The following is a 4,270-nucleotide window of genomic DNA, read 5'->3' as shown; positions in this document are numbered from 1 at the left end:
GGTGAACCGGTCGGGCACGGCCCGGCGGGGTGGTGCCGTGGCGGGCGGTCAGCCGGCCAGGCCGACCAGTTCGTATCCGGCCTCGTCCACGGCCGCGCGCACGGCCTCCTCGTCCAGCGGCGCCTCGGAGACCACGGTCACCCGGCCGGTCGCGGCGACGGCGGTCACCGAGGTGACGCCCGCGATGCCGGAGACCTCGGCCGAGATCGCGCCCTCGCAGTGGCCGCAGGTCATCCCGGAGACCTCGTAGACGGTGGTGACGCCCGCCGCCGCGGCCTCGGTCGCGCCGGAGCCGCAGGAGCTGCCGCCGCAGCAGCCGGAGGCGGGGGCGTCGGCGTTCTCGGTGATCTCGATCTCGGTCTTCGCGGTCATGTCGATCTCCTCGCGGGGCGGTGGCGTGCGCTCATGGCGGCGCACGGGTGGCGTGCCAGGGGCGCCCGGGAGCGCCGGGGCCCTGTGGCACTGACTATACAATACCCCTAGGGGGTATCAAGGGCTCTCGGTGTCCGGGCCGGTCGCGGCGGGGGCCGGGGCGGGGGTGGCGGCCGGGGTCGCGGCACGGTCCGCGGCGGCTGCCGCGGCGGCCGCGCAGCCGCCCGTCGCGTGCTCCGGGAAGAGCGGCTCCAGATAGCGGAACATCACCGTCTTGATCTCCCTGACATACCCCTGCCGTTCCTCGCCCTCGTGGGCCAGGGCCAGGTCGAGACCGGCCTTGAAGAGGGTGAAGGTGATGTTCGCGACGCGGCTCAGCTCGGCGGGCGGGGTGCCGGGGAGGTAGTCGCCGAGGATGCCCTCGATGCGCGTGATCAGCCCCTCGTGAATGGCGTGGAACTCCTCGGTGATCTGGCCGGGCGTGTCGGGGCCGTGGATCAGCGCCGCGAAGGCGGGGTTCTCGTAGTTGAAGGCGAAGAGCGGATCGAGCACCGAGTCCAGCAGTTCGTCCAGCGGCAGATCGAGGTTGGTGGCGAGGAGCGCCGTGCCGTGGGACTCGCGCCACTGCTCCAGGAGCCGGCCGCCCAGCTCGATGGCGATCGCCTCCTTGTTCGGGAAGAACTGGTAGAGCGTGCCGGGGGAGACGCCCGCCTCGCGGGCGATGGCGTTGGTGCTGGCGGCGGTGTAGCCGGTGGTGGTGAAGACGCTGGCGGCGGCGGAGAGCAGCTGGGCGATCCGGCGCTCGCCGCGCGCCTGGCGGCGCCGGGGTCTGGCCGGTGCCGGCCCGTCGGCCCCCGGTGCCTCCGAGGGGGCTCTCCCGGAGGTCTTGGGGGGGTCGGTGGCCGCCGGTGGCTTGCGGGCGCGGGAGGCCGGCTCCCGGGCGGCCGGGTCCCCGGCCGCGGCGCCTCCTCCACGCGCGGCCTCCGGACCGCTCGGGGCTCCCCGGCCGGCCTCGGCCTTCCGGGGGGCTCGTTCCCGGCCGGCCTCGGCTTCCCCGGGGGCTCCATCCCGGCCGGCCTCGGCCTTCCGGTGGGCCGCTTCCGGGCTGTTCGCGGCTTCCGGGCGGCCGGCCGGGCCCGGCTCGGTGGACGGGCCCGAGTGGGTCGGGTGCTCCGGTTCTGTCGGCTCCGGCACTGAAATCCCCAGCTTCCTGGCGCGGTTGACAAACGCGAGTGGTCGCTCGCATTCTGGGTTAATGCGAGCGATCGCTCGTGTTTGCCGAATTCTATGGCAATGGCCGACCCATGCTGCCCGAGCGCGTCATGGGCCACGGTGAAGGGGACACCGCACCATGTCCGAAGTCAACGGCCCGCCCGAGGCCCCGCCCCGCGCCGGGCGATGGACCCGGCTGGTCACCGCGCGCCCGAGGCTCTCGCTCCTCATCGCTCTCGTGCTGACCGCGCTCGCCGTGTTCGCGGGCAGCGGAGTGGCCGACCGCATGGGCAGCGGCGGCTGGGAGGACCCCGCCGCCGAGTCGACCTATGCGACCGAGGCGCTCGAAAGGGAGTTCCCCGCGTCGCAGCCGAATCTGCTGCTGCTGGTGGACACGGGCGCTGAGGGCTCGGGCGAGCCGTCCGGCGCGGGCGGCGGGCGGCCCGCGGTGGACAGCCCCGAGGTCGCCGCCGAGGGCCGCCGGCTGGCCGAGCGCCTGGCCGCCGAGGAGGGCGTCACCGGTGTCGGTTCCTACTGGGCGACCCCGACCCCCGCGCTGCGCGCGGAGGACGGCCGGCAGGCGCTGATCGCGGCCCGCGTCCTGGGCGACGAGAAGACGGCGCACGAGGTGCTGGAGCGGATAGCCCCCGAGTTCCGGGGCACACACGGCCCGGTGGAGGTCTCGATCGGCGGCCCCGTCGCCGTGGAGCACGAGATGACCACCATCATCATGGAGGACCTGCTCTGGGCGGAGATCATCGCCCTGCCGGTGACCCTGATCCTGTTGATCATGGTCTTCGGGAGCGCCGTCGCGGCGGTGCTCCCGCTGGGCGTCGGCATCGTCGCCATCCTGGGGACCAACGCGGTGCTGCGCGGCCTCACGGAGTTCGCCGAGGTCTCCGTCTTCGCCATGAACCTCACCACCGCGCTCGGCCTCGGACTCGCCATCGACTACGCCCTGTTCATCGTGCGCAGATTCCGCGAGGAGCTGGAGTCCGGCGCCGAGGTGCGGGACGCGGTGGGCACCACCCTGCGCACCGCCGGGCGCACGGTGCTGTTCTCCGCCCTCACGGTGGCCGTGTCGCTGGCCGCGATGCTGGTCTTCCCGATGTACTTCCTGCGCTCCTTCGCCTATGCGGGGATCGCGGTGGTGATCCTGGCCGCCGCCGCCGCGCTCATCCTGCTCCCGGCCGCGCTGATGCTGCTGGGCCACCGGGTCAACGCCCTGGATCTGCGGCGGGTGTTCCGGCGCCGCCGGAGCCGGAGCGGCAAGCCCTCCGCCGGCGCGGCGGAGAGCGGCGCGGGATGGGGGCGGTTCGCGGATCTGGTGATGCGCAGGGCCCCGCTGGCTGCCTTCACCACCATCGCCGCCCTGCTCCTCCTCGGGCTGCCCTTCCTGGGGGTGAAGTTCGGTACGCCGGACGACCGGCAGCTCCCGTCGACCGCCGAGTCCCATGTGGTCCAGCAGCAGATCCGTGAGGGCTTCCCCGGCAGCCCCGACGGCGCCATCGAGGTGCTCGCCGAGCGGAAGGGGTCCGCCCCGATGGACACCGCCGCCCAGGAGCGCTACCGCGAGCGCATAGCGGACCTCCCGGGGGTGCTGAGGGTCGACGGCCCCGTCGCCGGCGCCTCGGGCGCCTCGGCGTACTTCACGGTGCAGCCGGACGGCGAGGCCGTGGGCGAGGGGGCCCAGCGGCTGGTGCACCAGGTGCGGGAGGTGCCGGCGCCCTTCGACACCTCGGTGACCGGGCGGGCCGCGGCCCTGGAGGACTCCAAGTCGGCGATAGCGGACCGGCTGCCCCAGGCTCTGGCCCTCATCGTGGTGACGACCCTGCTGCTGGTCTTCCTGCTCACCGGCAGTGTGCTGATACCGCTCCAGGCGGTGGTGCTCAACGCTCTCAGCCTCACGGCCATGTTCGGCGCCATGGTCTGGGTCTTCCAGGACGGCAATCTCTCCGGGCTGCTGGGCTTCACCCCCACCGGGGACATCGAGACCAATCTGCCGGTGCTGATGTTCTGCATCGCCTTCGGCCTCTCGATGGACTACGGAGTCTTCCTGCTCTCCCGGATCAAGGAGGAGTACGACCGCACGCACGACCACGACCACGCCGTCCGGTTCGGTCTCCAGCGCACCGGCGGTCTGATCACGGCGGCGGCGGTGATCCTCGCGGTGGTGATGGTCGCCATCGGCACCTCCCGGGTGACCAACACCAAGATGCTCGGGCTCGGCATCGCGCTGGCCGTGCTGATGGACGCGATGGTGGTGCGCGGTCTGCTGGTGCCCTCGGTGATGAAGCTGATGGGTCCCAGGACGTGGTGGGCCCCCGGTCCCCTGCGCCGCTTCCACGAGCGGTTCGGACTGAGCGAGGGCGAGGCGCCCGCCCCGCCCGCCCGGTGGGGCGGGGACCCCGTCTCCGGCGGCCGGGAGCCGGAACCCTCCGCCGGCGGGGCGTCCGGGGCGAGGCCGGGTGCGGAGTCGGCTGCGGAGTCCGGCGCGAGGGACCGGGCCGGGGTCTGACCCTCCGGTACCGGCCGGCCGGCACCGGCCGGGCCCGTCGTGCGCGGTCCCCCCCCCCCCCGGGGGGGGGGGGGCCCCCGGGGGGGGGGGTAAGCGGGCAAAGAACCCCCCGCCCCTGGTAACCCGCCCGGTTGGGGACCCCACCCGCAAGGGGACCCCCGACCCCGA

3 protein-coding genes are annotated in these 4,270 nt (G+C 74.0%); 1 reads left to right on the top strand and 2 read right to left on the bottom strand.

Going from position 1 to position 4,270, the window contains the following annotated elements; all coding sequences use genetic code 11:
• Positions 1–48: 48 nt before the first annotated feature.
• Positions 49–372 (bottom strand): heavy-metal-associated domain-containing protein, encoded by a 324-nt coding sequence (locus ABT122_RS33310; protein ID WP_351559891.1) that lies wholly within the window; start codon positions 370–372, stop codon positions 49–51.
• Positions 373–489: 117 nt separating this feature from the next.
• Entirely contained in the window at positions 490–1,167 is a 678-nt protein-coding gene (locus ABT122_RS33305; RefSeq protein WP_502976244.1) for a TetR/AcrR family transcriptional regulator, read from the bottom strand.
• A 556-nt stretch (positions 1,168–1,723) separates the two neighbouring features.
• On the opposite strand from ABT122_RS33305, the gene ABT122_RS33300 reads away from it, so the two are divergent.
• Positions 1,724–4,102, top strand: coding sequence for an MMPL family transporter (locus ABT122_RS33300; protein WP_351559889.1), 2,379 nt, complete (start codon positions 1,724–1,726; stop codon positions 4,100–4,102).
• Positions 4,103–4,270 lie beyond the last annotated feature (168 nt).

This window comes from Streptomyces sp. NPDC001985 (assembly GCF_040296845.1).
Classification (GTDB): domain Bacteria; phylum Actinomycetota; class Actinomycetes; order Streptomycetales; family Streptomycetaceae; genus Streptomyces.
The sequence above is the reverse complement of the archived record's forward strand: the minus strand, read 5'-3'. Positions and strand labels throughout refer to the sequence as shown.

Bases quoted from the DNA above. Each gene is read 5' to 3' on its own strand.
- ABT122_RS33300 (WP_351559889.1), top strand. From the start codon at position 1,724: ATGTCCGAAGTCAACGGCCCGCCCGAGGCCCCGCCCCGCGCCGGGCGA.
- ABT122_RS33310 (WP_351559891.1), bottom strand. From the start codon at position 372: ATGACCGCGAAGACCGAGATCGAGATCACCGAGAACGCCGACGCCCCC.